Source organism: Streptomyces sp. NRRL F-5122 (assembly GCF_001507435.1).
In the GTDB taxonomy this organism is placed as follows: Bacteria; Actinomycetota; Actinomycetes; order Streptomycetales; family Streptomycetaceae; genus Streptomyces; species Streptomyces lannensis.
On the sequence record NZ_LMWH01000001.1, the window covers coordinates 189,020 to 205,005 of the forward strand.

Annotated in this window: 17 protein-coding genes; 4 read left to right on the forward strand and 13 right to left on the reverse strand. The window is 70.1% G+C overall.

Annotated features, from left to right (window positions below; all coding sequences use genetic code 11):
• Nucleotides 1–106: 106 nt before the first annotated feature.
• From ADL25_RS00855 to ADL25_RS00875, 5 genes are all read right to left on the reverse strand, one after another.
• A complete protein-coding gene (locus ADL25_RS00855; RefSeq protein WP_059125602.1) occupies nucleotides 107–745 on the reverse strand; it encodes a GNAT family N-acetyltransferase in 639 nt (212 codons plus the stop codon).
• Nucleotides 746–896: 151 nt separating this feature from the next.
• Nucleotides 897–1,730 (reverse strand): MetQ/NlpA family ABC transporter substrate-binding protein, encoded by an 834-nt coding sequence (locus ADL25_RS00860; RefSeq protein WP_059125603.1) that lies wholly within the window; start codon nucleotides 1,728–1,730, stop codon nucleotides 897–899.
• A 66-nt stretch (nucleotides 1,731–1,796) separates the two neighbouring features.
• Nucleotides 1,797–2,546: a methionine ABC transporter permease gene (locus ADL25_RS00865; protein WP_059125604.1), complete on the reverse strand. Its 750-nt coding sequence runs from the start codon at nucleotides 2,544–2,546 to the stop codon at nucleotides 1,797–1,799.
• Nucleotides 2,543–3,586, reverse strand: coding sequence for a methionine ABC transporter ATP-binding protein (locus tag ADL25_RS00870; protein WP_059125605.1), 1,044 nt, complete (start codon nucleotides 3,584–3,586; stop codon nucleotides 2,543–2,545). Before ADL25_RS00870 ends, ADL25_RS00865 begins: the two co-directional genes overlap by 4 nt.
• 397 nt (nucleotides 3,587–3,983) lie before the next feature.
• Nucleotides 3,984–4,634, reverse strand: coding sequence for an HAD-IA family hydrolase (locus ADL25_RS00875; protein WP_059125606.1), 651 nt, complete (start codon nucleotides 4,632–4,634; stop codon nucleotides 3,984–3,986).
• A 70-nt stretch (nucleotides 4,635–4,704) separates the two neighbouring features.
• Here ADL25_RS00875 and ADL25_RS00880 point away from each other — a divergent pair, with 70 nt between their 5' ends.
• Both ADL25_RS00880 and ADL25_RS00885 read left to right on the forward strand, forming a co-directional pair.
• Nucleotides 4,705–5,064: a hypothetical protein gene (locus tag ADL25_RS00880; protein ID WP_059125607.1), complete on the forward strand. Its 360-nt coding sequence runs from the start codon at nucleotides 4,705–4,707 to the stop codon at nucleotides 5,062–5,064.
• 1 nt (nucleotide 5,065) lies between these two features.
• The gene (locus ADL25_RS00885) at nucleotides 5,066–5,506 is read left to right on the forward strand and encodes a hypothetical protein (RefSeq protein ID WP_059125608.1); all 441 of its coding nucleotides are present in this window, start codon (nucleotides 5,066–5,068) and stop codon (nucleotides 5,504–5,506) included.
• 107 nt (nucleotides 5,507–5,613) lie between these two features.
• Here ADL25_RS00885 and ADL25_RS00890 read toward each other — a convergent pair whose 3' ends face one another.
• From ADL25_RS00890 to ADL25_RS00900, 3 genes are all read right to left on the reverse strand, one after another.
• The gene (locus ADL25_RS00890) at nucleotides 5,614–6,117 is read right to left on the reverse strand and encodes a GNAT family N-acetyltransferase (RefSeq protein WP_059125609.1); all 504 of its coding nucleotides are present in this window, start codon (nucleotides 6,115–6,117) and stop codon (nucleotides 5,614–5,616) included.
• Between the two features lie 45 nt (nucleotides 6,118–6,162).
• Nucleotides 6,163–6,669 carry an RNA polymerase sigma factor gene (locus tag ADL25_RS00895; RefSeq protein ID WP_059125610.1) on the reverse strand — a complete coding sequence of 169 codons (507 nt, stop codon included), beginning with the start codon at nucleotides 6,667–6,669 and terminating at the stop codon, nucleotides 6,163–6,165.
• Between the two features lie 99 nt (nucleotides 6,670–6,768).
• Nucleotides 6,769–7,929: a glycerophosphodiester phosphodiesterase gene (locus ADL25_RS00900; RefSeq protein WP_059125611.1), complete on the reverse strand. Its 1,161-nt coding sequence runs from the start codon at nucleotides 7,927–7,929 to the stop codon at nucleotides 6,769–6,771.
• Between the two features lie 323 nt (nucleotides 7,930–8,252).
• Here ADL25_RS00900 and ADL25_RS00905 point away from each other — a divergent pair, with 323 nt between their 5' ends.
• The gene (locus tag ADL25_RS00905; protein ID WP_079050102.1) at nucleotides 8,253–8,942 is read left to right on the forward strand and encodes a lysophospholipid acyltransferase family protein; all 690 of its coding nucleotides are present in this window, start codon (nucleotides 8,253–8,255) and stop codon (nucleotides 8,940–8,942) included.
• Between the two features lie 84 nt (nucleotides 8,943–9,026).
• Here ADL25_RS00905 and ADL25_RS00910 read toward each other — a convergent pair whose 3' ends face one another.
• The 5 genes from ADL25_RS00910 to ADL25_RS00930 form a co-directional block, all read right to left on the reverse strand.
• On the reverse strand, nucleotides 9,027–10,592 hold the full coding sequence (locus ADL25_RS00910; RefSeq protein ID WP_059125613.1) for an MFS transporter: 1,566 nt from the start codon (nucleotides 10,590–10,592) through the stop codon (nucleotides 9,027–9,029).
• Nucleotides 10,589–11,140 (reverse strand): TetR/AcrR family transcriptional regulator, encoded by a 552-nt coding sequence (locus tag ADL25_RS00915; RefSeq protein WP_059125614.1) that lies wholly within the window; start codon nucleotides 11,138–11,140, stop codon nucleotides 10,589–10,591. The genes ADL25_RS00910 and ADL25_RS00915 overlap by 4 nt, the downstream gene beginning before the upstream one ends.
• Nucleotides 11,141–11,220: 80 nt before the next feature.
• Nucleotides 11,221–12,192, reverse strand: coding sequence for an aldo/keto reductase (locus tag ADL25_RS00920; protein WP_059125615.1), 972 nt, complete (start codon nucleotides 12,190–12,192; stop codon nucleotides 11,221–11,223).
• A 74-nt stretch (nucleotides 12,193–12,266) separates the two neighbouring features.
• Nucleotides 12,267–13,700: an argininosuccinate lyase gene (gene argH / locus ADL25_RS00925; protein WP_059125616.1), complete on the reverse strand. Its 1,434-nt coding sequence runs from the start codon at nucleotides 13,698–13,700 to the stop codon at nucleotides 12,267–12,269.
• A gap of 115 nt (nucleotides 13,701–13,815) precedes the next feature.
• The gene (locus tag ADL25_RS00930; protein ID WP_059125617.1) at nucleotides 13,816–15,018 is read right to left on the reverse strand and encodes an argininosuccinate synthase; all 1,203 of its coding nucleotides are present in this window, start codon (nucleotides 15,016–15,018) and stop codon (nucleotides 13,816–13,818) included.
• A gap of 379 nt (nucleotides 15,019–15,397) precedes the next feature.
• On the opposite strand from ADL25_RS00930, the gene ADL25_RS00935 reads away from it, so the two are divergent.
• Nucleotides 15,398–15,985 (forward strand): pyridoxamine 5'-phosphate oxidase family protein, encoded by a 588-nt coding sequence (locus ADL25_RS00935; protein ID WP_059125618.1) that lies wholly within the window; start codon nucleotides 15,398–15,400, stop codon nucleotides 15,983–15,985.
• Nucleotide 15,986 lies beyond the last annotated feature (1 nt).

Below are 15,986 nucleotides of genomic sequence, written 5' to 3' on the forward strand. Positions count from 1 at the left end.
TTCTGCGGGTCGTCAGGGACAGCCCGCACGGCGGGCTCCGTGAGACTACCCGGTGCGGCCGGGTGTGCCCGTCACGGGTCCGGCCGGTGGGAAGAATCCCTCGAGGTCAGTTCCAGTCCGAGAACGATGTGAAACCACCCGTGTCGGCCAGTTCCTCGCTGACCCCGTCGAGGTCCTCGGGCAGCAGGCTCCACACGATGAAATCGGTCCGTACGTCCGTCCAGGTGCCGTCCTCGATGCGGACGTGCGCTATGCAGGCGTTGCGCAGGACGCCCTCGCTGATGCAGCCGATCTTCTGGGCGACCTGCTGGGAGGCGGTGTTGTCTGCTGCCGTGCGCAGTTCGATCCGCTCGAACCCCTGGTTCCCGAAGAGCCATTGGGCGGTGGCGAGCGCGGCCTCGGAGGCATAGCCCTCGCCGCGCGCCCACGGGGCGACGATGTACGACAGCTCGGTGGACCGGATGTGCCAGTTCGTCTTGGTCAGCTGGACGAGGCCGACCAGACGCTGGGTGATGAACTCGGTGACCGCGAAGTCGAGGCCGCGGCCCGCCTCCCGCTGCGCCGGCGCGTACTCGGTGATCCAGGTGCGGGCGCCCTGCTCGGTGAACGGCTGGGGCACGTCGGTCCAGGCGCCGACCAGCTCGTCGTTCATCATCTCGGTCAGCGCCTGGAGGTCGTCCTCGTCGAGAGGGCGCAGTACCAACCGCTCCGTACTGATGGAGACGTTGGGGAAGGTGCTCGTCATTGCGCCGCTCCGTAACCTTCGGAAACCGTCATGGCCTGCTGAGCTGCCCAGCATGCAACATGGAAGCACCGAACCGCACCACGGGGTCCGCTCCGTGCGGAACGGACCCCGTGCGCGGCGCCGCGGGTTTCCCGGTGCCGGCCGGGCCGGATCAGAAGGACGGGACGACCGAGCCTTGGTACTTGTCCTCGATGAACTTCTTCACCTCGGGCGAGGTGAGGAGCTTGGCGAGCTTCTTCACGCGCGGGTCCTTCTCGTTGCCCTTCTTGACTGCAAGGAAGTTGCCGTACGGGTTGTTCTCGGAGGACTCAAGGACAAGAGCGTCCTTGGCGGGCTTGAGACCCGAGGAGATGGCGTAGTTGCCGTTGATCACCGCGGCGTCCACGTCGTCCAGGGAGCGCGGGGTCTGGGCCGCCTCCAGCTCCTTGAACTTCAGGTTCTTCGGGTTCGCGGTGATGTCCCGGGGGGTCGCCTCGCTGCCCACGCCGCTCTTGAGCTTGATCAGTCCGTTGGCGTCGAGCAGCTTGAGCGCCCGCGCCTCGTTGACCGTGTCGTTCGGAACGGCCACGGTCGCACCGCTCTTCAGCTCATCGACCTTGCCGACCTTGTGGGAGTACAGGCCGAGCGGCTCCAGATGGACCGTGACGACCGGCACGATGTGGGTGCCGTTCTTCTTGTTGAAGTCGTCGAGGTACGGCTGGTTCTGGAAGTAGTTGGCACCGACGGAGCCGTCCTCGGTGGCCGTGTTCGGCGTGACGTAGTCGGTGAACTCCTTGACCTCCAGGTCGAGGCCCGCCTTCTTCGCCAGGTTCGTCTTGACGAAGTCGAGGATCTCGGCGTGCGGGGTGGGGCTGGCGGCGACGACCAGCGGCCCGCTGTAGTCGGAGGAGGCGGAGGAGCTGTCGCCGGAGCCGCAGGCGGTGAGCCCGAAGGTGAGGGCTCCGGCGGCGAGGACGGCTGTGGTGATCTTGGCGGTGTTACGCACGAAAAGTGCCTTTCCTTATGGGTGGTGCGACCCCGTCGTCGGTGCGAGCGGGGAGATGGGGGCGGTTCAGGCGGCCCTGTTCACATCGGAGGCGATGGCCTCGGTGGCGGGCGTCCTGTTCTTCAGCAGCCGCAGCCGGGGCGCGACGGACGAGTCGCCGCCACGGCGGTGGAGCGCGCGGGCCGCGTAGTCGCCCGCGAACTGGATGAGCGAGATGACGACGGCGAGGATCGCCACGGTGATCCACATCAGCTGTGTCTCGAAGCGCTGATAGCCGTAGCGGATGGCGATGTCGCCGAGACCGCCCGCGCCGACCGTGCCGGCCATCGCCGAATAGCCGATGAGGGCGACCACCGTGGTGGTGGCGGACGAGATCAGCGAGGGCAGGGCCTCGGGTACGAGGACTTTGCGCACCACGGTCCAGGTGTTGCCGCCCATCGCCTGCACGGCTTCGACCAGTCCGCCGTCCACTTCCCGGACGGCCGTCTCGACCAGGCGGGCGAAGAACGGGATGGCGCCGATGGCCAGCGGCACGATCGCGGCCTCGCGGCCGATCGTGGTCCCCGTGATCGTCCGGGTGAAGCTCATCAGCGCGACCATGAGGATGATGAAGGGCATCGAGCGGGCGATGTTCACGACCTGCCCGATCACCTTGTTGGCGGCGAGGTTCTGGAGGAGTCCGCCCCGGTCGGTCAGTACGAGCAGGACGCCGAGCGGGAGGCCGCCGACCACCGCGATGACCGTGGACCAGCCGACCATGTACAGGGTGTCGCCGGAGGCCTCGGACAGCAGCGGCTGCATCTCGGACCAGGTCACTTGGCACCGTCCTTCGCCGGCACGGCCTGCGGTTCCGCACGGTCGAGGACGTCGATCTGCAGGCCCTGCTCGCGCAGGAAGCCGATCGGCACCACGTTCTCCTCGTAGCGGCCCGGCAGTTCGATACGCATCCGGCCGACCTGCTTGCCGCCGACGGTGTCCATCGCGGCGCCGAGGATCGATATGTCGATGTTGTAGGTGCGCGCGAGCTGGGAGACGACCGGCTGGGTGGCCGCGTCGCCGTGGAAGGTGACGTCGACGACGGTGCGGTCGTCGCCGGACGCGTCGCCGCCGACCGGGAAGAGCGCGGCGGCCAGTTCGGAGCCGGGGGTGGCGAGCAGTTCGCTGACCGTCCCGGACTCGACGATGCGGCCCCTGTCCATGAGGGCGGCCGAGTCGCAGATGGTCTTGACGACGTCCATCTCATGCGTGATGAGCAGAACGGTCAGGCCGAGCTGCCGGTTGAGGTCGCGGAGCAACTGGAGGATGGACCGCGTGGTCTCCGGGTCGAGGGCACTGGTCGCCTCGTCGGAGAGCAGGACCTTGGGGTCGCCTGCGAGGGCGCGGGCGATCCCCACACGCTGCTTCTGCCCTCCGGAGAGCTGGGCCGGGTAGACGCCCGCCTTGTCGGCGAGACCGACGAGGTCCAGCAGTTCCAGGGCCTTGCGGGAACGTTCCTTCCCGGACTTGCCGAGGATTTCGAGCGGCAGCTCGACGTTGTCCTGGACGGTGCGCGACGACAGCAGGTTGAAGTGCTGGAAGACCATGCCGATTCGGCTGCGCGCCTGCCGCAGTTCCCTGCCGGCGCGCGGTCCGCGGCCGGCGAGCGCGGTGAGGTCCTGCCCGGCCACGGTGACCGTGCCGGAGGTGGGGCGTTCCAGGAGGTTGACGCAGCGGATGAGCGAGGACTTCCCGGCGCCGGACTGGCCGATGACGCCGTACACCTCGCCTTCGCGTACGTGCAGGTCGACGCCGTCTAGGGCGGTCACCTCGCGGCCGCGCGAGCGGTAGACCTTGGTCAGGCCCGATGTGGTGATCACTGGGGATTCCGTCACTGTCGAGTGCAGGGCGTGGATGTGCGCCGGCACGGGTGCATGCGTGGGAACGCGGCACGGTTCTCGCCAAGGCGATGGAAACCGGGGAGAACGTGTGCGCGGGGTGTGGTCCCCCAGGCGCTTCAGGCGGTGGGGGCGGCCGGGTCACGTACGACACGGGCGTACGGACGTGCCACTGGGGGCTCGCTTCGGGGCGCGAGACTCTGGGTCGTGCAGGGGCCCTCTAGCAGGCGCACATTCGACACATACAACGAGCACCGGGCGTCATGGTCGCCTCGGTCGCAAGGGTGCGGCTGCTCGTCGTGGTCATGGGCCCAAGTAAATCAGACGGGCGGCGGGGAGATGCCACGGCTGCCCGAATGGCGGACAGCCGTGGACGGCGTCAGCCGCGTACGGAGATCTCCACCGCGTGGTCGGTGACCAGTGCGGACAAGGCCGAGAGGTCCTTCACCACCAGATCGGCGTCCAGCTCGTGGGAGCGGTGCGTTGTGGCCAACGCCACGGTGGTCATCCCGGCGGCGCGAGCCGCCGCCAGTCCCGCCGGGGCGTCCTCGAAGACCACGCAGCGGGACGGCTCGACGCCCAGCTCACGGGCGGCGAGGAGGTAGGGCTCGGGATCCGGCTTGCCGCGGGTGACGTCCTCCGCGGTGACCAGGGTCTTGGGTCGGATGCCTACGGCTTCGAGCCGGGCCTCGGCGAGGCGGCGCGTGGCGGAGGTGACCACGGCCCAGCGGTCGGCCGGCAGCGCGTCCAGGAACTCCCGGGTGCCCGGCAGCAGCTGCACTCCCCCGTTCGGCACGTCCTCGACCTCCAGCAGCTCGATGCGTGCGACGGCTTCGGGGACGACGTCGGCGGGCAGCAGGTCGGCGGCTATCTCCATGGCCGTACGGCCATGGAGCGCGATGCTCCCGAAGGCCTCCGCGGTGATCCCGTACTCCTGCACCCATCGCGTCCAGCACCGCGTGACCGACTCGAGGGACGAGACGAGCGTCCCATCGTTGTCGAACAGCAGCGCGTCAGCATGGATCTTCATGTCCTCGACCCTACGCAGGCAGGACGGGGGCGAGCGCATCGGGTCTTTTGGACCGTAATAGGGTCGCGGCATGCTTGATGCCCTGACGCTGGCGACCGGCGTCGCCGCGCTGCTGCTCGCCGCCTGGTGCGGCTGGGCGGCCCACCGCGACCAGCCCACGAAGGACTGGCACTTCATCGGCATGGCCGTGGTGACGCTGCTGGCCGTGATCCAGCTGATCGTCGGCATCGTGCAGTTGGCGCGCGGCGAGAAGCCGGAGCAGGGCACGACGATCTTCGTCGCGTATCTGCTCGGGGCGTTCGCCTGCATCCCCGCGGCGGGGTTCATGTCCCTCACCGAGCGGTCGCGGTGGGGTTCGGTGACGGTGGCGGCCGGCGGTGTGGTCCTCGCCGTGCTCGAGGTGCGGCTCTATGACATCTGGGGAGGCTGAGATGGCGGCCACGCAGGAGAAGCCGGCGAAGACCCGGCTCATCGCGGGACCGGGCATGCTGCTGGTCTGGCTGTACGGCGTGATGGTCGTCGGCGCTGTGTCGCGCTCGGTAGTCCAGATCTCCACGCAGTTCGACCAGGCCCCGCTGGCGTATTCGCTTTCCGCGGTCGCCGGAGTCGTCTACGGCTTCATCACCTACTCGCTGGTCCGCGGTGGTGAGACGGCCCGCAGGGCGGCGTTCGTGTGCTGCGCCGCCGAACTGGTGGGGGTGCTGACGGTCGGCACCTGGACATTGGTGGACCCGTCGGCCTTCCCCGACGCGACCGTGTGGTCGGACTACGGCATGGGGTACATCTTCATCCCCGTGCTGCTGCCGCTCTCGGCGATGTACTGGCTCCGCAAGGCTCGTGCGGAGCAGGCACCGGCGGCTGCGCGCGGCTAGGACCTGTCGTTCGGATCGGGTCGACCGAGAGTGACTGCGGCTTTCAGCCGACCCGACCGGGGGGTGGTGCGTGCAGCTGCAAGGCGGTGGAGGGCGGCGACGGGCCTCTAGGCCGTCGTGGCGTACGAGCCCGCCCCCACCTGCTTCTCCAGGACGATCATCGGGACGCCGTCGTCGCCCTGGGAGGTGCCGACCCGCTCGTAGCCGACGCGGCGGTACAGGCGGAGGCTGACCTCGCTGCGGTGGCCGGTGCTGAGGCGGAACCTCTTCGCGCCGCGCTCCTCCGCCAGCGCCTCCTCCGCCACTCGCAGCAGCCGGGCGCCGATGCCGTGGCCCTGGAGCCGCGGGTGCACACAGAGCTTGCCGATGGAGGCCGCGCCGTCCTCCGTCACGCTGCCGCGGACCGAGCCGACCACCTCGTCGCCCAGCCGCGCCACGAAGACGCAGTCCGAGACGACCTCGTCACGGACCGAGTCGAGGCTCTGGACGAGCGGGTCGATGCGGTAGTTGCCGTAGAGCGCGGCCTCGCTCTGGAAGCACAGGTACTGCAACCTGAAGATCTGCTCGGCATCCCGCTCGGTCGCCACAGAGATGGTCACGCTCATGCCCATGTGCGCACGCCTCCCGCTCACCTGATCGCCGTATGTTCCTCACTCCTATCCCCGCCGTTCGCCGGCCGCAACCTCCGCCGCAAGCAATCGCCGTAGACATCCCAGGCATTTGGAGCGTTCCGGGCCGAGACTGCCCTGTGAGATACCCAACTCCCCCGCGATTTCCCGATAGGTCGGGTCCTGTGAGGACAGCAGCGCCGCCACGAGTCGGGGGCACCGGCCGGGAAGTCGGCCTACCGCCGCGTGCAGCGCCCGGCGGCCCGCCTCCATGAGCGCCTGTTGTTCCGGACCGGGGTGGCGGTCGTCGGCGGGCTCGGCGCGGTACGGCAGTTCGAGACGGGTCGTTCGGCGCCCGCGGCGCGCCTCGGACCGAACGGCCCGGCGCAGCCAGCCCGGTGGGTCCGCGGGCGGCCCGTCCGCCGCCAGCCGCTCCAGAAGCCGAAGCCACACCGCCTGTTCCAGGTCGCCGGGCTCCATCCCGCACGCGTGGGCCTCGGCAACGGCCTCGGCGACGAGCAGGGGGCGCAGGGCCGTGAGCATCTCGGGGGTCATGTGCGGCGTGACGCGGCCGCCCCGGCAACGGGTTGCCGGGGCGGTCGAGAGTCACCCCAACCGGGGTGCGCCGATCATGTGTTGACGTGTCGGCGCCGCTCAGCGGCGCAGGAAGTCCTCGCGAGCGAGCAGTCCGGTGTCGGCGTTGTCGGTGAAGACGCCGTCGATGCCGGTCGCGAAGTACGCCTTGAATGCCCCCAAGGCGTCACCGTAGGCCGTCGGGTCCGTGCCCCGCGCGAAGTTCGCCGGCAGGAAGGTGTTCTCGTTGCGCATGGTGTACGGGTGCAGGATCAGGCCCGCGGCGTGCGCGTCGGCGACGAGCGTGGACGGCTTGGTGAGGTTGCCGCTCGCGTCCTTCGGGATGACCAGGTCGAGCGTCGGGCCGATGCCCTGCGCGTACGACGCGATCTCCTTGAGGCCCTTGGGCGTGACGAGGTCGGCGACGGTGCGCGGGTCGCCCGCGTCGACGAAGTCCCAGGGACGGGTGTTCGCGGCGGACAGGAGCACGGCGAGCGGGTTGTCGACGAGCTTGTTCAGTCGCTGGATGCTGGTCGGCTCGAACGACTGGACGATGACCGGAGCGTTCCTGCCGTCCTTGCGGTGCCGGCGCAGGATCGTCGCCAGCCGCTCCTCGAGACCGAGGCCCAGCTTGCGGAAGTAGGTGGGGTGCTTGGTCTCGGGGTAGATCCACACCTGCTTGCCGCGCTTGCGGGTCTGCTCGTCCTGCCAGCGGAGCACCTCCTCGAAGGTGGGGATCTCCCAGCGGCCGTTGTAGAGCGTGTTGCGCTGGCGGGTAGCGGGGATGCGCTCGATCGCGCGCAGGGTCTTCAGCTCCGCGAGCGTGAAGTCCTCGGTGAACCAGCCGGTGGTGGGGACGCCGTCCAGGACCTTGGTGGTCTTGCGGCCGGCGAACTCCGGGTGGTCGGCGACGTCGGTGGTTCCGCCGATCTCCGGCTCGTGCCGGCACACGAGGTGCCCGTCCTTGGTCGGCACCAGGTCACCGGCCTCCACGATGTCCGCGCCCATGTCGAGGGCCAGCTGGTAGGAGCCGAGGGTGTGCTCCGGCCGGTAGCCGCTGGCCCCGCGGTGACCGATGATCGTGGGCACGGGCAGGCCCTTCAGTCCGCCGCCGTGGCGGCTGTCCGCGCTCGCGGCACCCGGCAGCCCGAGGACCGCCCCGCCCGCCCCCAGCACCGCGGCGCCGAGCAGCGCCCGCCGTCCCGTCCCTCGTCCCTGCTCGTACGACCCCTGCGTCCCCATCAGTACCCTCCCGGCGCATCCGTCGAAGCGGGTCGATCGTAGGTGCGCGGCCGTGACGACCGGGCGACGTCCGCACAAACGCGCGGCGGACGGGTGCCGTCCTGCCGGTTGCATGGGAAACACCTTGGGGGGCACTCGACATGACGCCGCGTCATTCGCCGGCGCGAGGTTCGTCACACCCGTACGGCGGATGACGAACGTGCAACACGACGCCACCGCAGGTAAACAGTCGTCGACGACGCGTATCCTCCGCGTGACCCGATGTGCTGCATGGCGGGCATCGCGAGTATCGTCCTCACCTGCACAGACTCCAACCGAATCCCTTGACACCGGAGGGCCCGTTGTCCCGCTTCGCGCTCATCAAGGCAGTGCTCGGACCGATCATGCGCCTGATGTTCCGCCCCCAGGTGGAGGGCGCGGAGCGCATCCCGGGTGACGGCCCGGTCATCCTGGCCGGCAACCACGTGACGTTCATCGACTCGATGATCCTGCCGCTGGTCTGCGACCGCCAGGTCTTCTTCATCGGCAAGGACGAGTACGTCACCGGCAAGGGCTTCAAGGGCCGGCTGATGGCCTGGTTCTTCTCCGGCGTCGGCATGATCCCGGTCGACCGCGACGGCGGCAAGGGCGGTGTCGCGGCGCTGATGACCGGCCGCCGGATCCTGGAGGAGGGCAGGGTCTTCGGCATCTACCCGGAGGGCACGCGTTCCCCCGACGGCCGCCTGTACCGGGGGCGCACCGGCATCGCCCGGCTGACGCTGATGACGGGCGCGCCCGTGGTCCCCTTCGCCATGATCGGCACCGACAAGATCCAGCCCGGAGGCGCGGGCATGCCCCGGCCCAGCAAGGTGACCGTGCGCTTCGGTGAGCCGCTGGAGTTCTCCCGCTACGAGGGGATGGACCGGGATCGCTATGTGCTGCGGGCCGTGACCGACTCCGTGATGACCGAGGTCATGCGGCTGTCCGGCCAGGAGTACGTCGACATGTACGCCACGAAGGCGAAGGCCGCCTAGCACCGGCCGCCGCCGGGCAGCCGTCCGTCGGCGCAGCCGCACCTCGTGCTCGCCCCGCACTCCCGTCGGGGCGCGGGGCCGTGGTCACGAGGAGCCCTCCAGCCGCTGTCCGCGCAGCAGGAACCACGCAGCAACCGCCGTGGCCAGCAGCACCGCGGCACCGACCCCCGTCGCCAGCGCCAGGCCGTCCACGAACGCCTCCCGGGCCGAGGCGAGGAGTTCCCGGCCGGTGCCCGACGGCATCCGCGACGCCACCTCGACGGCACCGCCCAGCGACTCGTGCGCCGCGGCGGGAGTGCCCGCAGGCCCGGTGAACCCGCGGTAGACGCCCGTCACGATCGACCCGAGCAGGGCGATGCCCAGTGCCGCGCCGAGCTCGTACGCCGTTTCCGAGACGGCGGAGGCGGCGCCCGCCTGATCCTTGGGCACGCTGGAGAGGATGACGTCCGCGGTCACGGTGAACGACAGGCCCGCGCCGACCCCCACCACGAGCAGCGCGGCGCCGATGAGCGGATAACCGGTGCTCCGGTCGACCACGGCGAGGGCGGCCAGCGCCAGCCCCACCGCGGCCAGCCCGCTCGCGACGACGGCCCGCACCGAGAAGCGCCTGGCCGCCGTGCCCGCGACCAGGCCCGCCGCGACCGCGCCGACGGCGGCCGGGAGTTCGGCGAGGCCTGCCTCGAACGGGTGCCGGCCCTGCACCAGTTGCAGGAACTGGGAGAGGAAGAAGACCAGCCCGGACATCCCGAGGATGGTCAGCAGGTCGGCGAGAACGGCGCCGCTGAACCCGCGGCGGCGGAACAGCCGCATGTCCAGCAGCGGCACCGGCAGGGTCAGCTGGCGGCGCACGAAGCCGTGCAGTGCGAGGGCACCGAGCGCGCCCGCGGCCGCGCCGGGCCAGGTGAACCCCTCGGCCGCCGCCTCCTTCACGGCGTACACGACGCCGATCATGCCGACGAGCGACATCACGACGCTCGCCAGGTCCCACGGACCGGGGCGCGGATTGCGGGACTCGGGCAGGGTCCTGATGCCGACGAGGACGAGGACCACCATCACGGGCACGTTGATCAGGAAGACGGAGCCCCACCAGAAGTGCTCGAGCAGGAAACCGCCCACGATCGGGCCGATCGCCGTGCCTGCCGAGGCGGTGGCGCCCCAGATGCCGACGGCGAGGCTGCGCTCGCGCGGATCGTGGAAGATGTTGCGGATCAGGGCGAGCGTGGCCGGCATCAGGGTCGCTCCCGCGACACCCAGTAGCGCACGCGCCAGGATCATCATGCTCGGCGTCGCGGCATAGGCGTTGAGCACGGAGACCAGCCCGAAGGCGGTGGCGCCCCCGAGCAGGATCCGCTTGCGTCCGATGCGGTCGCCCAGGCTGCCCATGGAGACGAGCAGACCGGCGATGACGAAGGAGTAGACGTCACCGATCCAGAGGAGCTGGGTGCCGGAGGGCTTCAGGTCCTCGCTGATGTAGGGGGTGGCCAGGCCGAGCACGGTCGCGTCGACGGCGACCAGCAGCACGGCGAGGACGAGGACCGCGAGCGCGAGCCACCGGCCCGGACGTCCCTCGCCCGGCGATGCGATCCGTCCCGGGCCGGCGGCCTCTCCCCCACTGCGGGGGGCACCCTCGTGCCGCAGGGTGCTGGTCATGGTTCCTCTCTTCGTAGTGCGCCGCCGAGCAACAGCTCGACGATCATGTAGGTGAAGTCCTTGGGGGCGAGTCGCCCCTCGGCCACGGCCCAGGCGCCGGAGGCCATCAGTCCGTACAGGGCCTCGGTGAGCCACGCGGGGGTGAGGTCGATCCGGAACTCACCGCTTGTCTGGCCGCGCCGGAACAGTGCGGCGATCCGGGCGTCGATCCGGGACCAGCCCTCGTTCTGCGCCTCGCCCTCGAAGAGCTGGTTCTCGGTGTAGAGGAAGGCGAGGAGCCCCGCGGCGGACTCGATCTCGGTCACGAACCGGCGCAGGGCCTCCCGGGCCGGACCGTCGTCGAGCCGGGCTGCGTCCAGCGCGGCCTCGCTCTCCTCGATGCCGAGCGCCTCCAGCGCCCGTACGAGTGCGTCGCGTCCGGCGAAGTGGCGGTGCAGGGTGGCCCGGCTGATCCCGGCAGCCCTGGCGACCTCGTCCATGGTCGCGGTGGACTTGCGGGTGAGCAGGGCGGCCGCACTGCGCAGCACATGGTCTCGGTCGACAGCCATGAGACAACGATAGCCCAAGTGAGACGTGAACGTCTCACAAGAATCACGTACGTCTCATCGAGTCCCTGCTCGGACCGATCTCAGTGCCAGGGCAGCTGCCCGCGCTGCTCCCAGTACGTGTCCGGGTCCTCGGCGAGGGTCTCCAGGCGCGCGAGCTGTTCCTCGTCGAGGTCGGCGACGGTGGCGTGCAGATTGGAGCCGAGCTGGTCGACCGTGGCCGCTCCGGAGAGGACCACCCCGGCCCAGGGCCGGCGCAGGATGACGGCCAGGGCGATCGCGTCACAGCCGAGGGAGGCCTCCGCGGCCACCGCCCTCAGCGCCTGCGGCGCTCGCTCGCCGGCCAGCCGCCCGTTGGCCATGCCCTCCTTGACGAGCACCGTGAGCCCGGCGTCGTGGGCCTCTGCGAGCGCGGGGGCGGCCGAGGTCTCCAGCAGGTTGTACGTGGACTGGACGGTACGGAAGAGGGGTTCGCCGTCGACGGTCACGGCGAGCGCGGCGCGGATCGTGTCGGCCTGCCCCGGGCCGCTGGTGGAGAAGCCGATCGTGACGCCACCGGCCGCGGCCTCGGCGAGCCTTGCGTGCAGTTCCTTGTCGGTGAGAGCCGGACTGTCGGGGGTCAGCGAGTGGATCTGGTAGAGATCGAGCCGGTCGCCGAGCAGGGCCGCGGTCTCGGCGTGCTGCCGCTCGAAGGTGGCGACACTGTGGTCCTTCACCTCGTGCTGCTCGGCGTCGGTGCTCCAGTCGGCGGTGTAGGTGTAGCCCCACTTGCTGCCGACGACGATGTCGTCGACGGCGGGCCGGGCGTGCAGCCAGTCGGCGAGGAACTCCTCCGCGCGGCCGTAGGAGCGGGCGGCGTCGAAGTAGCGGACGCCCTGGGCGTAGGCGGCGTCCAGCAGCTCATGGGTGCGCCCGCGCAGCGCGTCGACACTGCGTACGGGCGGCAGGTCCTGACCCCGGCCGAGGTTGATGTAGCCCGGGCGGCCGACGGCGGCCAGGCCGAGGCCGATGTGGCAGGTGGGAGTCGTCGCTGAGGCGAGGCGTGCGAAGGGCATCGCGGGCTCCGTTCGGTCGGCTCCGTGCGGCTCGGACCAACCTAACCCGCGACGCCCTCCGCGCAGGCGACCGGCTACTTCCCGCGCTTCGCGGCGGCCCACGCGTGCTGGGCCGCCAGGTCCGTCTTCACCTCGGCCAGCTGGACGGCGACAGCCTCGGGGGCCGTGCCCCCTCGGCCGTTGCGGGAGGCGAGGGCGCCGGGAACGCTGAGGACGCTCCGCACCTCGGGGGTCAGATGCGTGGAGATCTTCGCGAACTGCTCGTCCGTGAGCTCGTCCAGCTCCTTGCCCTCGGCCTCGGCCGCCTTCACGCACTCGCCCGCGACCTCGTGCGCGACCCGGAACGGCACACCCTGCTTGACCAGCCACTCGGCGATGTCGGTGGCGAGCGAGAAACCGGCCGGCGCCAGCTCCGCCATCCGCTCACGGTGCACGGTCAGCGTCGCCATCATGCCGGTGAAGGCCGGGAGCAGGACCTCCAGCTGGTCGATGGAGTCGAAGACCGGCTCCTTGTCCTCCTGGAGGTCGCGGTTGTAGGCGAGGGGGAGCGCCTTCAACGTCGCCATGAGACCGGTCAGATTGCCGATGAGGCGGCCGCTCTTGCCGCGCGCCAGCTCCGCGATGTCCGGGTTCTTCTTCTGCGGCATGATCGAGGAGCCGGTGGAGAAGGCGTCGTGCAGGGTGACGAAGGAGAACTCCTTCGTGTTCCAGATGATGACCTCCTCGGCGATGCGGGAGAGGTTCACCCCGATCATCGCGGTGACGAAGGCGAACTCCGCGGCGAAGTCGCGGGAGGCCGTGCCGTCGATGGAGTTGGCCGAGCTGCCGTGCTCGAAGCCGAGGTCCTCGGCGACCGCCTCCGGGTCGAGCCCCAGGGAGGATCCCGCGAGCGCGCCCGAGCCGTACGGGGAAACGGCCGTGCGCTCGTCCCACTGGCGCAGCCGCTCGGCGTCCCGGGACAGGGCCTGTGCATGGGCGAGAACGTGGTGCGCGAAGAGCACGGGCTGGGCGTGCTGCAGGTGCGTACGGCCAGGCATCGCCGCGTCGGGGTGCGCCTCGGCGAGACCGACCAGTGCGTCCTGGAGCTCGGCGATCAGCCCGCCGATGACCCGGGCGTGGTCGCGCAGATACATCCGGAAGAGGGTGGCTACCTGGTCGTTGCGGGAGCGGCCCGCGCGGAGCTTGCCGCCGAGATCGGGGCCGAGATGCTCCAGGAGGCCGCGCTCCAGGGCGGTGTGGACGTCCTCGTCGGCGACGGTGCCGGTGAACTCGCCCGAGGCCACGTCGGCCTCGAGCCGGTCGAGTCCGTCGAGCATGCGCGTCAGTTCGTCGTCCGTCAGGAGCCCCGCCTTGCGCAGGACGCGCGCGTGGGCACGGGAACCGGCGATGTCGTACGGCGCGAGGCGCCAGTCGAAGTGGACGGATGCGGACAGCTTCGCCAGGGCTTCGGCGGGACCGTCGGCGAAACGGCCGCCCCAGAGCCGGACGTCACCGCTGTTGCTGCTCACTGCGTTGCTCCTCGAAGGTGGCGATGTGCGACCGCCTCCCCACTGTCGGCAAGTGAGGAGGCGGCTGTCAGGCTAGTACGTGCGGGGGTGGCCCGGCGGTCACGCCGGACCGGCGTCAGGCTCCGCCCGCGAGATCACGCCGTGCGGCGATCTTCGACGACAGGCTGTAGATGTCGATGAAGCCCCTGGCGGCGGACTGGTCGAAGGTGTCACCCGTGTCGTACGTCGCGAGGTTGAAGTCGTACAGCGACTCCTGGGAGCGCCGGCCGGTGACCACCGCGCGGCCGCCGTGCAGGGTCAGGCGGACGTCGCCCGAGACGTGCTGGTTGGCCTCGTTGATGAAACCGTCGAGCGCGCGCTTGAGCGGGGAGAACCACTGGCCGTCGTAGACCAGTTCGCCCCAGCGCTGCTCGACCTGGCGCTTGTAGCGGGCCAGTTCACGCTCGACGGTGACGTTCTCCAGCTCCTGGTGGGCGGTGATCAGCGCGATCGCCCCCGGAGCCTCGTACACCTCACGGGACTTGATACCGACCAGCCGGTCCTCGACCATGTCGATCCGGCCGACGCCCTGGGCGCCGGCGCGCTCGTTGAGCTGCTGGACGGCCTGCAGGACCGAGACGGACCTGCCGTCGATGGCGACGGGGACACCTTCCTTGAAGGTGATGATCACCTCGTCGGCCTCGCGGGCCTCGGCCGGGTTGGAGGTGTACTCGTAGATGTCCTCGATCGGGGCGTTCCAGATGTCCTCCAGGAAGCCCGTCTCGACCGCGCGCCCGAAGACGTTCTGGTCGATGGAGTACGGGGACTTCTTGGTGGTGGCGATCGGGAGCTGCTTGTCCTCGCAGAAGGCGATCGCCTTGTCCCGGGTCATCGCGTAGTCGCGGACCGGGGCGATGCACTTGAGGTCGGGCGCGAGGGCGACGATGCCCGCCTCGAAGCGGACCTGGTCGTTGCCCTTGCCGGTGCAGCCGTGCGCGACCGTGGTGGCACCGTGCTTCTTGGCCGCGGCGACGAGGTGCTTGACGATCGTCGGCCGGGACAGCGCGGAGACCAGCGGGTAGCGGTCCATGTAGAGGGCGTTGGCCTTGATCGCCGGGAGGCAGTACTCGTCGGCGAACTCGTCCTTGGCATCGGCGACCTCGGCCTCGACGGCTCCGCACGCGAGCGCGCGCTTGCGGATCACGTCCAGGTCCTCGCCGCCCTGGCCGACGTCGACCGCAACGGCGATGACCTCGGCGCCCGTCTCCTCGGCGATCCAGCCGATGGCGACGGAGGTGTCCAGACCGCCGGAGTAGGCGAGTACGACGCGCTCGGTCACGGGTTTCTCCCTCACAGTGCATTCGCTGGCATGCATGAGTATGCAGGAGGTTGCATGGTTCGTCAATCTTGGACGTCACCTCGGCGCGGCTGGGCAGGCGACGGCGCCACACCCGGAGGAACTCTCCGGTCTCCTGGACGCCCGAAATGCCCTTCTCATACCTTTGGCCGGACGCGGCGCGGGCCCATCGGGCGGCCGCTCCCGACCCGTCCGGAACAGCGGCCCTCCGGCGGCCGGCACGCTCACCGCGTGTCGTGACAGGCTCCGTGGCCGCCCCGCGCGCCGGCCGGGGCGGCCACGGACGTGCGGCGGGCGCCGGACACGACCGGACGGCGCAATTCCTTAGACAGTCGAAGGAATTTCCCTCATCATCGAGGCCATGGGAAAGACCTATGAACGCATCGACGGCAGGCTGCGTACGTTCATCGAAGCGCAGCCCCTCTTCTTCACCGCCACCGCCCCGCTGTCGGGGGACGGCACGGTCAATCTCTCCCCCAAGGGCCTCAAGGGTTCGTTCGCCGTCGTCGACGAGCGGACCGTCGCCTATCTGGACTTCGCCGGAAGCAACGCCGAGACCATCGCCCACCTGCGGGAGAACGGCAGGATCACCCTCATGTGGTGCGCCTTCCAGGGACCGCCGAACATCGTGCGGGTGCACGGCAGCGGTGAGCCGGTCTTCCGCGACGACCCCCGTTTCAAGGAACTCCTCACCCACTTCCCCTGCATCGACCCGACCCCGCACGGGCTGCGGGCGATCGTCGTCGTGACGGCCCGGCTCATCCGGGACACCTGTGGCTACGCGGTGCCCTTCATGGCGTACGAGGACGACCGCGAACTGCACGGCAGGCGGTTCGCGCGCGAGGACGACACCTCCCTGAACGACTACTTTCGAAGGAAAGAGCACATCGAATCCAGCCTGGACGGCCTGCCGGGCCTGCCGTTGCCGCTGCCGCCGTCTACGTTCTGAA

What these genes read in the sequence shown, in the direction of transcription:
- ADL25_RS00855 (WP_059125602.1), bottom strand. Translation starts at nt 745, where the DNA reads ATGACGAGCACCTTCCCCAACGTCTCCATCAGTACGGAGCGGTTGGTA.
- ADL25_RS00875 (WP_059125606.1), bottom strand. Translation starts at nt 4,634, where the DNA reads ATGAAGATCCATGCTGACGCGCTGCTGTTCGACAACGATGGGACGCTC.
- ADL25_RS00880 (WP_059125607.1), top strand. Translation starts at nt 4,705, where the DNA reads ATGCTTGATGCCCTGACGCTGGCGACCGGCGTCGCCGCGCTGCTGCTC.
- ADL25_RS00885 (WP_059125608.1), top strand. Translation starts at nt 5,066, where the DNA reads ATGGCGGCCACGCAGGAGAAGCCGGCGAAGACCCGGCTCATCGCGGGA.
- ADL25_RS00890 (WP_059125609.1), bottom strand. Translation starts at nt 6,117, where the DNA reads ATGGGCATGAGCGTGACCATCTCTGTGGCGACCGAGCGGGATGCCGAG.
- ADL25_RS00895 (WP_059125610.1), bottom strand. Translation starts at nt 6,669, where the DNA reads ATGACCCCCGAGATGCTCACGGCCCTGCGCCCCCTGCTCGTCGCCGAG.
- ADL25_RS00900 (WP_059125611.1), bottom strand. Translation starts at nt 7,929, where the DNA reads ATGGGGACGCAGGGGTCGTACGAGCAGGGACGAGGGACGGGACGGCGG.
- ADL25_RS00910 (WP_059125613.1), bottom strand. Translation starts at nt 10,592, where the DNA reads ATGACCAGCACCCTGCGGCACGAGGGTGCCCCCCGCAGTGGGGGAGAG.
- ADL25_RS00915 (WP_059125614.1), bottom strand. Translation starts at nt 11,140, where the DNA reads ATGGCTGTCGACCGAGACCATGTGCTGCGCAGTGCGGCCGCCCTGCTC.
- ADL25_RS00920 (WP_059125615.1), bottom strand. Translation starts at nt 12,192, where the DNA reads ATGCCCTTCGCACGCCTCGCCTCAGCGACGACTCCCACCTGCCACATC.
- ADL25_RS00935 (WP_059125618.1), top strand. Translation starts at nt 15,398, where the DNA reads ATGGGAAAGACCTATGAACGCATCGACGGCAGGCTGCGTACGTTCATC.